This is a genomic window from Streptomyces sp. NPDC008238, from assembly GCF_042956445.1.
Lineage (GTDB): Bacteria > Actinomycetota > Actinomycetes > Streptomycetales > Streptomycetaceae > Actinacidiphila.
In genome coordinates this window covers 1-16,878 of the sequence record NZ_JBIBGK010000038.1, presented here as the reverse complement: position 1 = coordinate 16,878, position 16,878 = coordinate 1, and the positions used below count along the sequence as shown (strand labels likewise).

Here is a 16,878-nt window from a genome sequence, read left to right as displayed (position 1 = left end):
TCCGCGTAATTGCATAGCCTGCGGGTCTCGCACGACGCGTGTATTCAGAGAGGTTGGACATGACAGACCCGCATTCGCCCGGTGGCAGGAAGAGACGCTCCATAGCGGTCCTGCTAGCCCTCGGGCTGCCATTGACGGCCGCCTCCACTCTCGTCCTGCCGCCAGCAGAGGCCTCAGCCGCCGCAACCGACGACCCGTACGGGCCTACGGAAGCCGTCAAGGTGACCAACGCCAACGGCACCCCCGCCGACGATCCCACCAACAAGTACCAGGCCCGCAAAACCGTCACGCTCAACCTCTACAACTCCGCCAACGACCTTGCCGGGTTCTGCTGGCGTGCGGACTTCGACTTGTCCGTGTCGAACACCCCCTGCGAGTACGGCACATGGGTCGACGTCGGACCCGACCACCACACCGCCACCATCACGGTGACTCCGTCCAACTGGCCGGTCAGCACCTTGTACGTCGTCGCGTACGACACCGCCGGCAACCCCTCCCCCCTGGAGACGGCCCCCCTCAGCATGACCAAGTCCGACTTCGTCTACGCCCCGGGGCAAGACCCCGGAACTGGGCTGGCGCGCCAAGATCTTCCCGGCGACGTAAACGGAGATGGCTACGCGGACATAGTCGCGACCGACAAGGACGGCAAGCTCCGACTGTACGCAGGAGACGGCACTGGCGGTCACTCAGCCGCACAGTTCATCGGAACCAGCGGATGGGGCGACGCGCTCATCGCCCACCACGGCGACTTGGCCGGCTTCACCAGCCCGGATGCAGCGCCCGACGGCTACGAGGACTACGTCGTCCGCCTGGCGAACGACAAGCTCTACATCTACGGCGGCAACGGACTTGGCGAACCCGTTTACGACACCCGCCACGAACTCGTCCATCCACCGTCGCTCGACGACGCCCCAGACTGGCGCCGCATCCGGCAGCTGACCTTGCCCGGCGACATCGACAAGAACACCACCGAAGGCCACGCGGGAGGCAACGACCTCCTCACCATCGAGTGCGTCGACGACGCCTGCACCGACGCGGCTCTCTGGTTGTACACCGGAAACACCTTCCTCGGCGCCCAGGATCCGACCGAGCCGTTCGACTTGGACAACCGCGTCAGCATCAGCCCCAGCGGTTGGAAGGACCTCACCGTCCTCGCCGTCGGCGACCAGAGCGGTGACGGCGTCCAGGATCTCCTCGTCCGCACCCCCAGTAGCGGAATGCTCGACCTCTACCCCGGCCGGCTCGACAACGGAGTCCTCTCCCTGGGCACCCCCAGCGTGTACGGGTCGGCCGACTGGCAGAACCGCCCCCACCTGGCGTCACCCGGCAACGTCCAGGGAACCGTCGTCACGGCCACCTACGATGACCCCGACGCCGGCACCAGCATCACCTACCGGCAGTTCCAGCCCACCCCCGGCGAGACCTCGGGCGATCTGTGGGCCACCACGCCCGCCGACCCCGACTACACCGTCGACTACGTCGACGACACCGGTGCCGCCAAGTCCACCACATGCCCAAACGGCTGCCTGCTGTTCTACCCCGGCGGACCTGCCACGGTCAGGAGTCCGCGCCTCGTAGGCACCAGCGGCTGGGACACCACCGTCACCAACATCTTCTAGAACCCAGGCCTAACCAGGCCCAACACCCCGCCCGCAAGCCCGTCACTGCCACGATGAATATCTACGGGACGCGAACAGAAAGGGTGGCCTTCGGCTCCGGCCAGAGGCCACCCTTTCCTCCTTCCTCATGTCTGCTGCTCCTGCCGCTCGTGCCCGTCAGGGTTGCGTCCTTGGAAGTGGTGCAACGGGTTGGACATGATGCGGGGGTTTGCTCCGGCGTCCGGGTTGGTGCCCGCATGGACAAACGGCCACCGGCTGATCTTCGAAGTGTCGAAGCCTCGAAGGAGATCAGCACGATGACCGCACCTGACATTCTGCCCCTGCACGCGCTTGCCGAGGAGAACCTCGCCGCGGCGAGTCCGGATCTGTTGCGCGCGATGGTCAAGACGTTCACCGCCCTCCTCTGCCTCGACAACGCAGCAGGAACCCGATCAGGCCGGAGCCGAGTCCGGTTCCGGGGAGGAAGCCCGCACGACCATGTCCGGTGCGTCGCCGGCGACGGCTCCGCCCGTCCGTCCTTGGTGCACCTTGTGGTCGCCCAATATGCAGTCGATATCCGCGGAATTCCTACGCTATCGACGCCCTCCTCCCCGGCGGGTTACCCGGGGGCCGTGGTGCGGGCGGGAAATGGTCACGAGCTTGTCAGTCGTGCGCAGTACAGTCCGCACAGCAAACGCACAACATCAACAGGCAACAGGGGTGGGACCGGATGAGCACGTCGAGGCGTATGCGCCTTGCCGCCGCGGTGGGGGTCGCGGCCTTCGCACTGACGGCGACGGCCGGCTGTGGGGCGGCGCACGACACGGCGAAGGCCGTGGGCAAGGCGGACACGATCGCGGAGATCCTCGCACGGGTCACCGACCGCACGGAGAAGATCGGGGCGGCGCAGGTCACGTTCGTCACCGACCCGGGGCAGGGCAGCCCGATCACGATGACGGGCACCTACTCGTGGGGCAAGGGACTCGCCTACGACGTCATGATGGACACCAAGGCCGCCCAGATGCAGGCTCTTCAGGACGCCCCGAAGCTCCGGGCCCTGCTGGTGGACGGTGCCTACTACTACAACGTGGATGCGCAGCCGGCGGGCCCGCTCAAGGGCAAGCACTGGATGCGCATCGACGTGTCGGCGCTGCTGGGCGAGAAGGGCGCTGCGGCGGTCGAGAAGAACGGTGACCCGACGGCGGGGCTGCGTTACATCGGCATGTCCAAGAACGCCAAGGACTTGGGCGAGGAGCCGGTGCGCGGCATCAAGGCGCATCACTACCGCGTCACCATCAACCAGGACGACCTGGGCACCGGAATGTCCGCGGAGGACAAGAAGAACCTCCTCGACTCCATGGTCGGTTCCAACGGCGGCATCGACATGGACGTCTGGGTCGACGGCAAGGGCCTGCCGGTCCGGTTCGTCCAGGTGATGGGGACGGTCAAGGTGACCGCTGACTTCCTGAAGTTCGGTCACGCCAAGACGGTGACGGCGCCGCCGGTATCGGACACCGCCGACCTCAGCGAGCAGATGAAGGCCGCACAGCCGACCTCCTGACCACCTGCCGACCCCCCGACGCCCCCGTCCGCATGGCGCGGACGGGGGCGTTCGCGTGTCCTGACGTGGGCTCGGCCGCGGTCCCACGACCCCGTTCTCAGGCACGCCGGCATCAGATGTGGTCCCCTCAAGTCGGGGCTGCGACAGCTCGATGCGCAGTCCCCGCAGCCGGCGGGGTGACGTGCCCGCTCAGGCGTGCAATACGGCTGGTGCCCCCTGCCGACTCGCACGGCAGGCACGCCCGAAGACGTACAACCGCGTGAACGGCAATCCGCGAGGGATGGCCGTCCGCGCGCACGTCAGGCGTTGGGGTCGAAAGGGATTCCGGACGGCTTGGAGTTGGCGAGAGTGGAGTTGAAACGGGCGTCGTTGATCTTGATGGTGGCCGAGCCGAAGTCCGCGTTCATGAGCTTGTCGCGGAAGCCCGCCGGGTAGCCCTCCCACCCGACGAGGCGAGGGAAGAACCAGCCACCGGTGGCGTTCTCCGCGGGCTCGTCGTTGGTGTTGGCGAAGCGGAAACAGTGCGTCGAGGCGCCGTCCTTGTGGTACACGATCTTGGGGTGGGTGCCGTCGAAGCGGATCGCGGAGCGGGCGGCGATCTGGTAGCCGGAATGCTGGGACGCCGAGACGTACTCGACCTGGTTGTTGTGGATCCAGACCACGACATGCTCCCAGTCGTGGGTGTGGCCGATGGCCGCAGGGCCGAGCGTGGCCTGGTCCTTCTCGAAGTAGCTGGCGTACACCACGGCGCACCAGTCGTTGTTGCACTTCTCGCGCGAGTACGTGTTGGCGTTGGCCAGCTGGGCGTAGTCGTGGCAGCGCCCGTTGACGTCCCCGCCCAACTTCAGGCCGGGATTGAGGGTGCCGTCCGCGCCGATCGCGGCGGTGGCGTAGCAGCCGTCTCCGTCGTAGTCGTAGGCCGGGGAGAAGGACTGCTCCAGGCCGTCGGCGTTCTGCGGCAGCAACTGCAGGACAGAGGCGTTCGCCTCGGCGGGGAAGCCCAGGACGACCATGGCGCCCAAGGCGGTTGCGACTGCTCCCAGACGCAGGCGGTTGGTGCGCCGGGGAATTGATGCCGTTCCAGTGGAACTCTTCCTCGCCGGCTTGAGGTTGCGCACGAGAACTCCTCGACATGAGAGGGGCAAGGGTGTCTCTTGAGATTTCCGTGCCCGCGAACTGACGGCTCTACTCGACGAAATGTCCGACGTGCCGGAAGCCCGGTCGGCCATCTCCGGTTCTGTCCAAACTTATTGACGCGCCGACAAGTTATCCGAGCTCGTTCCGGCGACGCAAGCACGCATTTCCGAATTGACATTCCCGACATGTCCCGGCTTCCGGCGAGGAAAGAGACCGGGAAATTGGAGTGAATGTCTGGGTGCTATGCGCACACCCCCTCGCAAAACCGGCCGACGACAGTTGCCTCGTGCCGGCCACCGGGCCGTTGCTCGGCATGAATGCGTGGCCCTCCGAGTCCGCACCAAACGTGGTGCCCCATGCGCTGCTTGTCGTCGATGCGCAGTCGGTGATGTCCGTAGGGCTCGACGTGCGCCGCGTCGCGCATGGGCAGCGGGACGCTGTCAGCCAGGAACGGAGACTGGTCCCAACTGGTCAGCGGGGCGGCGCTGTGGGCCGTGGCGGAACCCGACTCCAGGGGTCTCTTCGGGAACCGTGCTGCCCGCAGTCCCACCAGCTGCGCCCTCGAGCAGGCGTTGTCCAGGCGCTCGAATGTGGCTGCTCCGGCGGGACAGGACACCATGCTCGTTCACGACGGGAGCATCAAGCTGCCGGACGAGTCCACCTCTCACGGCGCCCTGCGCCGATGCAGCAGCGTCCGCAGTGCACAGCCTGCTCGGGCACGGGCGCTGCGCGAGCAGGTACCCCACTTCATCGTCGGCCGGCTCGGTACCGACAACGGCATACCGCGATGGCTACTCGTGTCAGCGGATGTCGTGGCCGGAGTGGGCCTGGTCGTAAACGTGCCGCGCTTCGGCGATGACGGCACGATGTGCGAGGGACCAGTCGGCGAGTGCCTTGACGAGGTGGGTCAGGCCGGCCCCGGTCTCGGTCAGGCGGTAGTCGACCTGGGCCGGAACGGTTGGGTACACGGTGCGTAGCACCAGTCCGTCGCGTTCGAGCCTGCGCACGGTGAGGGTGAGCATGCGCTGGGAGATGCCGTCGATGGCGCGCTGGAGTTCGCGGAAGCGACGCGGCCCGCCGGCGAGTTCGACGGTCACGAGCACCGACCACTTGTCGCCGATGCGATCGAGGACATCACGGATGCCGCAGTCGGGGTGGTCCTTGCGTCCGCACGGGTCGAGTTGGGCGGGGGTTGTGGTTACGCCGGTGTGCGTGAGTGACATCAAACTGCCTTCTTGTAGCCGGTCTGCGTGCGGTCGAGGATCAAGCGTAGTTACTGATGAGAACCACGACGGAAGACTGCGATTGATCATGATTTTGGTGACCGGAGTGAACGGGAACCTCGGCTCGGCCACTCTTGCGGCGCTGCGCGCCCGCGGTGCCTTTGCGATGGGCGGCAGCCGCACGCCGGGCGAGGGAGTGCGGCGTCTCGACTTCGACGACCTGGGAAGCCTCGACCTCACCGGTGTGTCCACTCTGGCACTCGTCTCCGCCGGCTACGCCGAGGACGACCAGGTCGTCGCCCGGCACGCGGCGGTCCTGGACGCCGCCGCCCGTGACGGCATCAGCCACGTCGTGTACACGAGCGTGACCACTGCCGGCGACCACCTCGGTTTCGCTCTGGCGCACCGCGCTACCGAGCGCCTGGTGCGGGCGAGCGGGTTGCCGTGGACGATCCTGCGCAACGGCCTGTACGCCGAACTCTTCGGCGGTCTGCTGATGTGGGCCGGTGAACGGGTGGAGTCCGCGTTCGGGGACGGCGCCCTGGCCGCGGTCGCGCGACAGGACCTCGCCGAGGTCGCGGCGATCGTCGCGTCGAATCCGGCACCCCATGGCGGGCGTGTCTACGACCTCGTCGGCACTCCGGTCACAGCGGGGCAGGTGGCCGATGCACTCGGTGTCGCTCATCGACCGATCAGCCTGGGAGAGTACCGGCGCAGGCTCCTTGAAGAGACGCCGGGGCTGCTCCCGTTCCAACCGCCGATGCTCACCTCGATCGCCACGGGCATCCGCCACGGCTTCCTGCACGCCAGTGGCCCTGACCTCACCGACCTCCTTGGTCACGCAGCCCGCGATCCACTGGCCACAGCCGCTGCGGCCGCGTCCGCCGGCAGGCCGTAAGCGAGCGGAAGGACCGCCAGGTCATCTGCAGTCGCCATCGCGCTGGAAACGACACAACCCCGAGAGTGTCTCCAGCTCCTGACGGCCTTTTCGGTCCTGAGCGTCGGCAGTGCCGCTCAGTCGTGCGGGTCCGAAGGAGACCACGTATCAGTCGTACGGCGCATTGGATCACCATGGGGTAGTGGTCGTGCGTGGTTCGCTCCTCAGGCCGGCTGCAGACCGCTGATCACGCCGCTTGTAGATCTCTCGGTCGAGGCCGGTGGCCCGCCGCCCCGGCTCCCGCGACGCAGCCGGTGATCCAAGAGCGTGCCGTAGGCGAGCTCGTGGGCCCGGGTGCCGTCCGGCTGGAGGACGTCGACGGCGAATCCGCGATCAAGGCATCGGTGAGGCCGACGAGCTGGGTCACAGTTTTGGACCGATCCGTCCAGCATCCGGTTTTTTACCGTACGGTCCATAACGGGCCCACCGTGCTGAACGCGGGCCTGACGCGTAGCAACTGCCGCGGAGGGAAGACCTCCGCCGAACAGGAGTCTTGATCATGGGACAGCTCGACGGTAAGACAGCCATCGTCACTGGGGGTAACAGCGGAATCGGGCTGGCCACCGCCAAGCGATTCGCGGCCGAGGGCGCATATGTGTTCATCACCGGCCGGCGTCAGGAGGCGCTCGACGCCGCGCTGGCCGAGATCGGTCCGAACGCCACTGCCGTCAGGGGCGACGTCTCCGATCTTGACGACATCGACCGCCTCTTTGCCGCCGTTTCCGGGCGGGGCCGCCGCGTCGACGTGCTGTTCGCCAACGCCGGTGGCGGCGAGTTCTCGGCCTTGGAAGACGTCACCGAGAAGCACTTCGACTCGACTTTCGGTATCAACGTGAGGGGTACGCTCTTCACGGTCCAAAAGGCGCTTCCTCTGCTGAACGAGGGGGCTTCGGTCATCCTCACCGGATCCACTTCCGCAACCTCGGGCGGCGAGGCCTTCGGCGTCTACGCCGCTTCCAAGGCCGCCATCCTTCCCCCCTCCCGCACGTGGGCCAACGAGCTCAGGAACCGAAAAATCCGAGTGAACACCCTCGTCCCGGGACCGATCGAGACGCCCGGCAACTCCGGGCTCGCGCCCAACGCCGCGGAAGCCGCCAAGCTCTGGGACTTCTTCGCCAGCCAAGTTCCTCTGGGGCGGATGGGACGACCCGAGGAGGCCGCGGCGGCGGCGCTCTTCCTCGCCGGCGACCAGAGCAGCTTCGTCACCGGAACCGAGCTCTTCGTCGACGGCGGCCTCAACCAGGTCTGACCGCCGCTTCGACTTCCGATGCATCCTCCCCCACGGACGACCGCCCATCGCGCCGGTTCACGGAGTGGACCAAGGCCCGGGTGTGGCGAAGCTGCACAGCCTGGTGCCCGAGCCAGGGCCGCGCCGGCCGCTGGGGAGATCCACGTCGACGGGTGGGCGCCGACCTTCTTCGGCTTGGTTCTGGCCCTCAGCCAGTACGATCCGGCGGACGGCACCCTCCAGGAAAGCGACATCCATCACCTTGAGGAGAAGGCGCAGAAGAAGGTGGCCGCCGCCTGAACGTCCAGCTCACCAGAGGATCAAGCCGACGAGAGGGCCTTGGCACGGATGGCGGTCCCACCACGGTGATCGATTGCGCTACGCGGCTTGTGGACAGTCGTCAACTGTGACCACGGGCTGTCTCTCGAGGTCATCGCGCGTACGCCGATGCCCAGCGGCGTCGTACGGGGTCGAGCTGGACAGATCGAGTCCCGATGGGTGAACGAGCACACCGAACTCCGAGCGGGCAGGTTGCTCTTGGTCGACGACCCATCTACCACGGGCTTCACCTCTTCCCGCACCCGTCGTGCCGTCAACTCAGCCGTCCGGCAACCGGGCTGAAGACGACGAAGGGGGTACTCGGTGACAGCTTCACCGTCTGCTCGAACAGCGAGCCCCTTTCGCCCTCCTCGTAATCCCTGACGACGTGGTCCGGTGGGCTGTCAGTTCGCGGGGCGTGGCAGCACAGCGAGGGCGGTGCGAGCGATGTCTGTCAGCATCTCCTCGTTGGCCCCGGCCTTGCCCAGTGCTTCGATGCCGCGCAGTACGGCGAGCACCAGTGCGGCCAGCCGTGCGGGGTCCGCGTTCGCGTCGAGGTCGCCGCTGCGCTGGCAGGCGGCGATGTCGTCCTCCAGCAGTGCGTGCAGCGCTTCGATGGCTGCGTGTGCGCGCTTCGCCACGGTCTCGTCGTGTTCGGCCAGCTCGGCGGTGCCCTTGGCCAGCAGACATCCGCGATGGACGGTGTCCGCGGCCGTGGCTGCGGCCACCGCGTGTATGTGGGCGGACAGCCGCGTGTACGCGTCCTCGTCTTCGCCGCGCAGCTGCTGGGCGGTGGCGTCGACGACTGAGTTGCAGTAGTCGTCGAACACGCGGTGGAAGAGGTCCTCCTTGCCGCCGAACGCGCCGTACAGGCTGCCTTTGCCGAGGCCTGTCGCCGCGGCGATGTCGTCCATGCGCGTGCCGGCGTACCCAGTCGCCCAGAACTGCTCCCGTGCGGACGCCAGCACCTGCTGCTCGTCGAATTTCCGAGGTCGTGCCATGAGGCGAGCATACGCTTTCTTGACCGCCTCGTCCATAACGGTTACTGTTGTGGACGATGCAGTCAAAAACTATCGAGGAGTGGCGCGTCATGAGGGAAGCACTCGCGGGCAAGACAGCCGTGATCACCGGGGCGAACAGCGGCATCGGACTGGCCACGGCGCGGCGATTCGCAGCTGAGGGCGCGCACGTGATCATCACCGGCCGACGCCAGGATGCGCTGGACGCGGCCGCTGCCGAGATCGGTCACAACGTCACCGCCGTCCGCGGAGACGTAGCCAGCCCGGCCGACCTCGACCGGCTCTTCTCGGTCGTCGCCGACCAGGGCCGCCGCATCGACGTGCTCTTCGCGAACGCGGGCGGCGGGGAATTCGCAACCCTGGAGGAGACGACGGAGCAGCACTTCGACGACACGTTCAACATCAACGTCCGCGGGACGCTCTTCACCGTGCAGAAGGCCCTGCCGCTCCTCAATGACGGCGCCTCGGTGATCCTGACCGGCTCCACCGCTGCCACAACCGGCGGAGAGGCGTTCGGCGTCTACGCCGCGTCGAAGGCCGCGGTCCGGTCCTTCTCACGCACCTGGGCCAACGAACTGCGCGGCCGTGGCATCCGTGTCAACACCCTGGTGCCCGGGCCGATCAAGACCCCGGGAATCAACGGCCTCGCGCCCGACGAGGAAGGGGCCAAGTCGCTCCGCGCCTCCTTCGCGCAGCACATTCCCCTCGGCCGCATGGGCGAGCCCGCCGAAGCGGCCGCGGCCGCCCTCTTCCTCGCATCCGACCAGAGCAGCTTCGTCACCGGCGCCGAACTCTACGTCGACGGTGGCCTCAACCAGATCTGAGGAGTCCTCCGTTCCGCATCGGAGGACCGAGAGAGCCCCCGCCTTCAAGGGGCCGGGATTCGCCTGCCGCGTGACCTGCCGCACTGGGCGGACACCGCCCGAGCGACGCAGCAGGGCACCGGGGCGACTGTGGTCCGCGCCGCCTGCCCGGCGATCCGCCGGACCGCGCGCACGCCTCGTTCTCACGGTCACGCCGCTGTGACCCTGCCGCTCACGTCCCACGCATGCGGCGCAGCCGCCGCACAACAACGCGGCACGGGCCACCCAGGGCCCCCGATCCTTCCAGGGAAGAAGAAGCATGAGTGATCACTCCAGCACGGCCTCGGTCGTCGGCCGACCGGAACCGATACGAGCGGCAGGGCACGCCACACCCTCACCGCAGAGCAACTGGCCGGCCGTCGCCTCGGTCGCCTTGATGTCCTTCGTGCTGGTGCTCTCGGAGTTCCTGCCGATCGGGCTCCTGCCCGTCATCGGATCCAGCCTCCATGTTTCCGTCGGCACCGTGGGCCTGGTCGTCGTCGTACCCGGCCTGACAGCAGCCGTCACAGCGCCTCTGCTCACCATCGCCTCCGGAAAGCTCGACCGGCGCAAGGTGCTGATCGCACTCGCGGTGTCCTTCACGGCCTCCAACATCGTGGCAGCACTGGCCCCCAACATGCCGGTGATGGCGGTGGCGAGGATCCTGCTCGGCATCGCCGTCGGCGGATTCTGGGCGATGGGTGCCGGCGTCGCCGCCCGGCTGGTGCCCGCCGAAACGGTCAACCGCGCCAGTTCGCTGATCACCGCCGGCATCTCCGCCGGCACGGTGGTCAGCCTGCCGCTCGGGGCACTCGTGGGACACCTCGCCGGATGGCGAACCGCGTTCTTGATCGCCGCAGGCGCCGCCCTGCTCGCCCTTGCGGCTCTGACGCTGCGACTCCCCTCGCTGCCGCCCACCGGAGCCATACGCATGGCCACGCTCACGTCGTCCCTGCGCAACCGCGCGGCCCGCATCGCCCTGCTGGCCACCGCCCTGATCTTCCTCGGGCACTTCGCCGCCTACACCTACATCACCCCCTACCTGGAAGACCGGACACGTTTCGGCTCATCCGCGGTGACGCTGGTTCTCCTCGGGTACGGCGTGGCAGGACTGGCCGGCAACTTCGCCGCCGGCGCGATCATCGGCCGCAGCCTGCGCGCGGTCTACACCACCGCAGCCGTCCTGGTCGCCGCCAGCGTCATCCTGCTCAACACCCTGACGGGCGCCGCACCCGCAGTCGTCGTACTCGTCCTGCTCTGGGGTGCGGCCTTCGGCGCGGTGCCCCTGGCACTGCAGACGTGGATCCTGCACGCGACCCCCGACGCTCCCGAGAGCGGCCTGGCTCTCCTGGTCAGTGTGTTGCAGATCGCACTCGCCACGGGATCGCTCATCGGCGGCATGGTCGTCGACGGCTACGGCGCTCCGGCAGCCTTCGCCCTCGGCGGCACGCTCGCCCTGCTCAGCGCGGCCACTCGGATCTTCCCGCGTCTGTCCCGCATCTGATCGCGATCCTCACGTTCGACGACGGTTACGAGGAGTGCGAGGACGGTGAGATGCCCGCAAGGGCTCCGCGCGCCCGGGCCGGCATCGCTGGAAGATCGAACGGAACCGCAGGCTCACCGACCCCTAGGACGGGCCTGTGCCCTCACCGCAGTGGCGGGCCAGTGTCTGCCTGATCTCGTCGGCTCGGTGGCGTGGAGACTGCTCGGAGGAGGCCCACGCGATGTAGGCGTCCGGTCTGACCAGTACGGACTTGCTGGTCAGACCGGACGGGGTGGCGACGCACTCCACCGCCCCGTTCCAGGCTTCGGTCACCGAGGCAGAAAGTGGCGCGTCTGCCGGTGTGACCAGCACAAACCTCCGGCCGCGCAGCACCTCGTACAGACGTCGGCCATCGGCAAGGAGGACATCCGGTGCCCGCTTGCCCGTGAGCGGGTGAGCGCCGGCCGGGGCGCCGTAGGCGATGTCGATTCCGGACATCGCCCGCCCCAGTCGCAAGGCGACCGGCGGGAGACGCAGGACGGTCCGGGCGGCGAGGTCTCGGACGCCGCGAAACGCCCGCGGGGTGGTCAGGACACCACGCAGCAGCGCGCCACTCATGCGCAGCACTCTGCGCCCCACCGGGTGCCTCTCGGCCTCGTAGGTATCGAGCAGGGCTTCGGGGGCACGGTCGCGAAGAACGGCAGCAAGTTTCCAGCCCAAGTTCGCGGAATCTTGGATGCTGGTGTTCATGCCCATGCCGCCGGCGGGGGAATGCACGTGCGCCGCGTCACCGACGAGGAAGACCCTGCCTACGCGGTACGACTGTCGCTCATCGCTGTGGAACCGTGAGATCCAGCGCGGATCGTGCATGCCGAAGTCGCGGCCGAGCGCTCGGTGGGCGATGGCCCGGATCTCCTCCAGATCGACCGGTGCGCTGTCCGGCATCTCATGGTGGCGATTCCACGCCATGATGCGGAACCATCCATCGCCGAACGGAACGAGGATGGCGAAGGCATCACCCACTGCCCCTACGGTAGGAGGCTTGCGCGGGGGGTCGGCCAACCGGACGTCGGCAAGCATCATCGACCGCACCGCGGAGCGGCCGGGGAACGGCAGGCCGAGAGATTGGCGCACCACGCTGTTTCTCCCGTCGGCGCCCACGACGAAAGCCGCGCGCAATGTCTGAGGGGAGCCATCCGCAGCCCGGACCTGAACGTCAACGCCGGTCGCATCCTGCGTGAGCCCGATGGCTTCCCAGCCTTCCCGTATATCGGCCCCATGGGAAAGGGCCCGTGCCCGGAGTACTCGCTCGGTGTGATACTGCGGCGTCACCAGCACGTGTGGGTAACGGGTCGGCAACCGCGACAGATCGATCCCCAAGAACTGCAGAACTGGGTTACGGACGCCGGTTGCAAGCAACGGGTCGGCCACGCCACGGGCGTCCAATTGTTCCATCGTCCGCGCGTGCACTGCGAACGCCCGGGTGAGCTGCGATTCCTGTACGCGACGTTCGACGACGGTACAGCCGACACCGGACTCCGGCAGATCGCCCGCGAGCAATAGCCCCGATGGGCCTGCTCCTACGATCAATACCCGATTCTCGGAGCCCATATGACCCCCTACAAAATCGCCGGAACCACCGTTGCGACTGGATTTACGGTTGACCGAGGAAGTCATCGCCCGCGATACCGAAAAGACCGAAGCACAGGCCGGCGGTTAGCCCTGCGGTGCCTATGAACACCGTACCGCCGGCTCCAGGCCTACGCGCGGCGGCGTCATCGGGGGGCGGTCCAGGCGCTCCGACACGGTCTGACACGATCGACGTCCCAACCACGCGGCCGACGGAGACCTTCCGCAGCTATGACTTTCCTCCAACGGCCCGCTCAGTCAGCAAGCCCGATCACCAACCACATCAGCAGTGCCCCCGTCACCGTCAACAATAGAGTGGCCTTGGAGGGGTGCGGACTGTGGGCTTCCGGCAATATGTCCGACGTCGCCAGATAAAGCAAGAAGCCGGCAAAGAATCCGAGATAAAGGCCCAACAGCCCCGTCGGTATGGTGAACCCCAAAGTGATCGCTGCCCCGACCACCGGAGCCAGCGCGTCAGCCGCTAGTAGTAGTTGCGCCCGACGCCGGGCATTGCCGTACAGCCTGGCAATCGTATAGGTATTGAATCCGTCGGCGAAGTCGTGCGAGATCACAGCGATGGCGACGACGATACCCAGCGTATTACCAGCCTGATATGCAGCGCCGATGGCGAACCCGTCAATCACGCTGTGGCCCACAAGTGCCGAGGCGGCGGTCAGACCGATTCCCTGCGCGGACTCCTGCGCATGCCCAAAAGCATGGCTGTGCGGTGCGTACTCACTCTCGTGAGCGCGGTGAATGGCAACCCCTCGCTCTACCACATGCAGAGTAAGAAATCCTGCGACGAACATCAGCAGCGCTGCGGGAACCCCGAAAATGCGCCGTGGCTGAGCAGCCAGCGCATCGGGAAGCAGATCGAAACCGATAACACCTAGCATGAGACCGGCGGCAAGACCCAGAACCAGATGACGGCGGTCACCGACCCGCTGCGCCACGACCCCACCCACAAGAGTCATGACCATGGCACACGCGGCTATCAGAACCGGCATGAAGCAATCTTGTGCGACGTCGTGAGGGGTCGCTACTCAGCCATTCGGGCCTTCACGGGGAGCCGACGCGGCATCGAGGCCCTCGGTAAGGCGGCAGCAGCCCCGAATCCCTTCATGCAATCGCCGACACCGCTCTGGGTCTGCTGCTCGCTTGTAGCGCGGTGACCGGAGGTGAACCGAACCGGGCCAGTTCGCGCGCACGCCAGGAGCGTGCAACTCGCGACATTCCGGCGCACGGCAACCTGCGCGTCGTCTCCCTCGGCGCGATCAAGGCAAGCCCGACACGAACGCAGCCGCGCGGGCGTCGGCCTCCGGTACCGTCCGCACCCGCGCTGCCGGTACGGAGACTGCGCGGAACTCAACTGGACCGCGGTCTGCCGGCGCGACCGGCCGGGCGCCGAATGGGACGGGCAAGCCGAAGCCAATTTGCCTCTCCTCGACGGATGCCACCAGTGGTACCGTTGCCACCATGAGCGCATCTGAGAAGGCCGAGAAGAAGGCCATGAGCCTCCGGTTCCCGGACGCAGAGCAGTACGAGGCCATCGCCGGGGCGGCCAAGGCCGCCGGGGTGAGCATGCAGGAGTACGTACTGTCGGCCGCCTACGAGCGCGCCACGGCCGTTGAGAAGATCTTCCTGGACGCCGCCCAGGAGGCCGCCGAGTACACCCGCGAGGCCTTCGCCGAGCTCGGCGACAACATCCCCGACGCCGAACGGCGCGCCGCCGACCTGGCCGCAGACCGACGACTGGCCGAGCTGGACCGCGCCGAGGCCGGGCACGGGAACGCCGCGTGAAGCACACCATCGACGTGCCGTTCCTGCTGCACGTCGCCGAGCGGATCGACGGCGACCCGCAGGTGCAGGAACTGGGCGTGCTCTACGGCGCGGTGGCCCGCGTCCACTCCAGCGCCATGGACCGCGACTGCTACGGCTCGGACCACCTCAAGGCGGCCGCGCTCATGCACGAACTCGCCCGCATTCCCAGTCTGGAGCACTCGAACCTGCAGTTCGCATGGATGAGCACCTACGGGTTCCTGTCCCTGCAGGGCCACCGCGTGCTCTACCCGCCCAAGGACGCCGCCGCTCTCGTCCGCGACGCGGAGGCCGGCCGGGTTACCGTGAAGCAGATCGCCGCGACGCTGCGCGGCTGGACCGTCCGATGAGCCACCGTCCCGGCGAGTACGTGCGCCGCCACTACGGTGTTCCAGCCGGCCGGGGCCTGGCGATCACCTACTGATCCAGCCCGGACGCGGCCGCTATCGCAGTCGGACACAACACCCTCTCAGCCGCCCACGTCGACACCGTGCCCCGCGCACACCGCACGGATCCGGGCCGCCTCCCGGTCGTGGGCGGACCGGTCACCGCGGGCGTCCGCTTCCGCAAGCGGCCGTCGATGTCCTCCGACCGGCCTGGGAGAACAGCCACAACGAACGGTACGGCACTGCGGGCCCCCAGCTGCGCGGGAGGATCGCCGCACAGGTCGCCTACGCCCTCACCATCGGGTCCCGGCACGGCGAGGCCGTCGAATGGGCCCGCCGTGCGAGCGAACTCCCGCCCGAGCCGCTTGAGTCGGGACTCACCACCTATGTCCTGGTCTCCGCACTGATGCTCGACGGCCGTCCCGCCGAAGCCACACGTGCAGCGGCCGACGCCGGGGAGGCACCGGGCGCACTGGTGGGCTCCGCGATGCTCGCCGTGGCGGCAGGACGCCCCGACGAAGCCCAGCGGGACGTCAGCGAAGCACTCGACCGGCTCCGCACCGGCCCCGCACCCGTGCGCTGCTTCGCCGAGGTCCTCCTCGGCAACGCCCTGACCGCACTCGGCGACTGGGCGGCCGCCGACGAACACCTCGCCCTCGCCGCCTCGCTCGCCACCGACCACGGCCAGCGCTGGCTGAAGCCGCTGACCCACGCCGAGGCCGCCCACATGGCCGTCTCCCTGGGCGACTACGCCCGGGCCGAGGAACACCTCGCCGCCACGCGACGTAGCCCTGCCTATCGGGACGGAGGCAACGGCCGCCGCCACGCCCTGCGGGCCGCCTCCTTCCTCGCCCTGGTCACCGGTGACCCCCGCGCCGCGCTCACCGCCCGGAACGAACTCCCGCCCTACGCAGCCGGCGGCGCACCGGCCGACCTCCCGTGGCGGCTGCTGCTGGCTGAGGCCGAACTCGCCGACGGACACGCGGCACGGGCCGCAGGCCTTCTCGCACCACTGCTCGGCCCCGGCCCCGTCCCGGCCCCGATCCGGGCAGGCGCCCTGCGCGTCACCGCTGGCATCTCCGCCGCCGCAGGGGACCCCGACCGTGCGGAATCCGCCCTCGACGAGGCACTGCTGACCGTGCACGGCACCCCCGACCCCCTGGAGAGGGCCCGCATCCACCTCGACCTCGGCTGCCTGCTCCGGCGCCGCGGCCTCCGCGGCCGCGCCGCCACCGAACTCCGCGCCGCCTCTCCCCGCCTGGAGGCCCTCGGCGCAGTCCCCTACCTCCAGCGGGCACGCCAGGAACTCCGCGCCTGCGGCAGCACCCCGGCCCCCGCCGAAGAGACGTCCTCCCACACCCCCACCCGACACCGCCCGTCCCCGACCACCGCACCCTCGGAACCGCTCACCGCCCAGGAGACCGCGGTCATGCACCTCGTCTGCGAGGGCCTCTCCAACCGCGCCGTCGCCAAATCCCTCTCGCTCAGCATCAAAACCGTCGAATACCACCTCAGCCGGATCTACCGAAAATTCAGCATCGCCTCCCGCACCGAACTCATGGCCATGACCTTCCGACACACACCATGACCCGGAACCGTTCCTAGTTCGATAGAGATCTCAGACGTTGTGTGTGACCTGGGGTTTCGTGGTTGTGAGGTAGTGGCGGGCTTCGTATTCAGCGGGTGGGATGTGGCCTAT

At 68.0% G+C, this 16,878-nt stretch carries 14 protein-coding genes and 1 pseudogene; 10 read left to right on the top strand and 5 right to left on the bottom strand.

What is annotated here, in order from left to right; translation table 11 throughout:
- The first annotated feature begins 59 nt into the window (after positions 1-59).
- The 3 genes and pseudogenes from ACFZAU_RS38385 (at position 60) to ACFZAU_RS38375 (ending at position 3,159) form a co-directional block, all read left to right on the top strand.
- A complete protein-coding gene (locus ACFZAU_RS38385; protein ID WP_500556059.1) occupies positions 60-1,619 on the top strand; it encodes an FG-GAP repeat domain-containing protein in 1,560 nt (519 codons plus the stop codon).
- Positions 1,620-1,915: 296 nt separating this feature from the next.
- Positions 1,916-2,083: pseudogene (locus ACFZAU_RS38380) on the top strand (IS256 family transposase); the annotation flags it as partial.
- Positions 2,084-2,328: 245 nt separating this feature from the next.
- Positions 2,329-3,159 (top strand): SCO4651 family lipoprotein, encoded by an 831-nt coding sequence (locus tag ACFZAU_RS38375; RefSeq protein WP_500556058.1) that lies wholly within the window; start codon positions 2,329-2,331, stop codon positions 3,157-3,159.
- A gap of 299 nt (positions 3,160-3,458) precedes the next feature.
- On the opposite strand, the gene ACFZAU_RS38370 is transcribed toward ACFZAU_RS38375, so the two are convergent.
- Together ACFZAU_RS38370 and ACFZAU_RS38365 are read right to left on the bottom strand one after the other, a co-directional pair.
- Entirely contained in the window at positions 3,459-4,172 is a 714-nt protein-coding gene (locus ACFZAU_RS38370; protein ID WP_500462160.1) for an NPP1 family protein, read from the bottom strand.
- 924 nt (positions 4,173-5,096) lie between these two features.
- On the bottom strand, positions 5,097-5,519 hold the full coding sequence (locus ACFZAU_RS38365) for a winged helix-turn-helix transcriptional regulator (RefSeq protein ID WP_500556057.1): 423 nt from the start codon (positions 5,517-5,519) through the stop codon (positions 5,097-5,099).
- An 88-nt stretch (positions 5,520-5,607) separates the two neighbouring features.
- On the opposite strand from ACFZAU_RS38365, the gene ACFZAU_RS38360 reads away from it, so the two are divergent.
- Both ACFZAU_RS38360 and ACFZAU_RS38355 read left to right on the top strand, forming a co-directional pair.
- Positions 5,608-6,417: an NAD(P)H-binding protein gene (locus tag ACFZAU_RS38360; protein ID WP_500556055.1), complete on the top strand. Its 810-nt coding sequence runs from the start codon at positions 5,608-5,610 to the stop codon at positions 6,415-6,417.
- A 538-nt stretch (positions 6,418-6,955) separates the two neighbouring features.
- Positions 6,956-7,705, top strand: coding sequence for an SDR family oxidoreductase (locus ACFZAU_RS38355; RefSeq protein WP_500556054.1), 750 nt, complete (start codon positions 6,956-6,958; stop codon positions 7,703-7,705).
- A gap of 701 nt (positions 7,706-8,406) precedes the next feature.
- Here ACFZAU_RS38355 and ACFZAU_RS38350 read toward each other — a convergent pair.
- Positions 8,407-9,003 (bottom strand): TetR/AcrR family transcriptional regulator, encoded by a 597-nt coding sequence (locus ACFZAU_RS38350; RefSeq protein WP_500556053.1) that lies wholly within the window; start codon positions 9,001-9,003, stop codon positions 8,407-8,409.
- Positions 9,004-9,059: 56 nt separating this feature from the next.
- On the opposite strand from ACFZAU_RS38350, the gene ACFZAU_RS38345 reads away from it, so the two are divergent.
- Positions 9,060-9,845, top strand: a complete 786-nt coding sequence (locus ACFZAU_RS38345) for an SDR family oxidoreductase (protein ID WP_500556097.1) — start codon at positions 9,060-9,062, stop codon at positions 9,843-9,845.
- 298 nt (positions 9,846-10,143) lie between these two features.
- Entirely contained in the window at positions 10,144-11,367 is a 1,224-nt protein-coding gene (locus tag ACFZAU_RS38340) for an MFS transporter (RefSeq protein WP_500556052.1), read from the top strand.
- A 123-nt stretch (positions 11,368-11,490) separates the two neighbouring features.
- On the opposite strand, the gene ACFZAU_RS38335 is transcribed toward ACFZAU_RS38340, so the two are convergent.
- Together ACFZAU_RS38335 and ACFZAU_RS38330 are read right to left on the bottom strand one after the other, a co-directional pair.
- Entirely contained in the window at positions 11,491-12,957 is a 1,467-nt protein-coding gene (locus ACFZAU_RS38335; protein ID WP_500556051.1) for an FAD-dependent monooxygenase, read from the bottom strand.
- Between the two features lie 272 nt (positions 12,958-13,229).
- Positions 13,230-13,982 carry a ZIP family metal transporter gene (locus ACFZAU_RS38330; protein ID WP_500556050.1) on the bottom strand — a complete coding sequence of 251 codons (753 nt, stop codon included), beginning with the start codon at positions 13,980-13,982 and terminating at the stop codon, positions 13,230-13,232.
- Between the two features lie 469 nt (positions 13,983-14,451).
- On the opposite strand from ACFZAU_RS38330, the gene ACFZAU_RS38325 reads away from it, so the two are divergent.
- From ACFZAU_RS38325 to ACFZAU_RS38315, 3 genes are all read left to right on the top strand, one after another.
- On the top strand, positions 14,452-14,775 hold the full coding sequence (locus tag ACFZAU_RS38325; RefSeq protein ID WP_500556049.1) for a hypothetical protein: 324 nt from the start codon (positions 14,452-14,454) through the stop codon (positions 14,773-14,775).
- The gene (locus ACFZAU_RS38320; protein ID WP_500556048.1) at positions 14,772-15,143 is read left to right on the top strand and encodes a fic family toxin-antitoxin system, toxin component; all 372 of its coding nucleotides are present in this window, start codon (positions 14,772-14,774) and stop codon (positions 15,141-15,143) included. The genes ACFZAU_RS38325 and ACFZAU_RS38320 overlap by 4 nt, the downstream gene beginning before the upstream one ends.
- Before the next feature lie 442 nt (positions 15,144-15,585).
- Entirely contained in the window at positions 15,586-16,767 is a 1,182-nt protein-coding gene (locus tag ACFZAU_RS38315; protein WP_500556047.1) for a helix-turn-helix transcriptional regulator, read from the top strand.
- The last annotated feature ends 111 nt before the right edge of the window (positions 16,768-16,878 follow it).